At 70.5% G+C, this 763-nt stretch carries 1 protein-coding gene; it reads left to right on the top strand.

Features of this window, described 5'->3' with window-relative positions; genetic code table 11:
• Positions 1-241: 241 nt before the first annotated feature.
• On the top strand, positions 242-763 hold a 522-nt coding region (locus G7A99_RS22505; protein ID WP_163144250.1), incomplete at its 3' end, for a serine hydrolase.

Raw genomic sequence — 763 nt, 5'->3', positions numbered from 1 at the left:
GGTAGTGGGGGGTGCGGTGGTCGTCGCTGATCGGAGCGAGCGTGCCGCGTCGTCCTCGGATCTCCTTTGTCGCCACGCGAGGGGCGGTGAGGCTATGGGCCCGCTCTGGACGTCGTGGCCGGGGGATGGGCACGATTGGGTGCGGCACACCTGGAACCGCCGTCGCGGGCGCGGCCGGTGGCTCGGGCGCACCGAAGCCCGCGCGTCCCGGGGGTGCAGTGGATCACGCAGGGAGTTGGTCATGATGGAGACACCGGTGGCACCGGAGCAGGTGGGGCTGAGCCGCGAACGGCTCGGCCGGGTGCGGCGCTGGATGCGCGAGCAGGTCGAGCGTGAGCGCCTGCCCGGGGCGAGCGTGCTCATCGCCCGGCATGGGCGGGTCGCGTTCTTCGAGTGCGAGGGTCAGCGGGACATCGAGGCGGGTGCTCCGGTGCAGCGGGACACGCTCTTCCGCGTGTTCTCCATGACCAAGCCGCTCACCACTGTGGCGCTGATGATGCTCTACGAGGCGGGAGCCTTCCAGCTCGACGACCCCGTGGCCCGTTACCTCCCGGAGTTCGAGGACATGCAGGTCCTGGTGGGCGGCAGCGCCCAGGCGCCCCGGCTCAAGCCCGCCGACGGGCCCATCACCATTCATCACCTGCTCACCCATACCGCCGGGCTCACCTACTGGTTCATGGGCGACAGCCCGGTGAGCGGCATGTACCGCAATGCCGGCATCGATTTCGTCCGCGGCGAGGGCGGTCTCGCGGAGATGGTCGAG

The sequence above is a fragment of the Arhodomonas sp. KWT genome, assembly GCF_010993615.1.
This window is presented reverse-complemented; position numbering and strand designations above follow the sequence as displayed.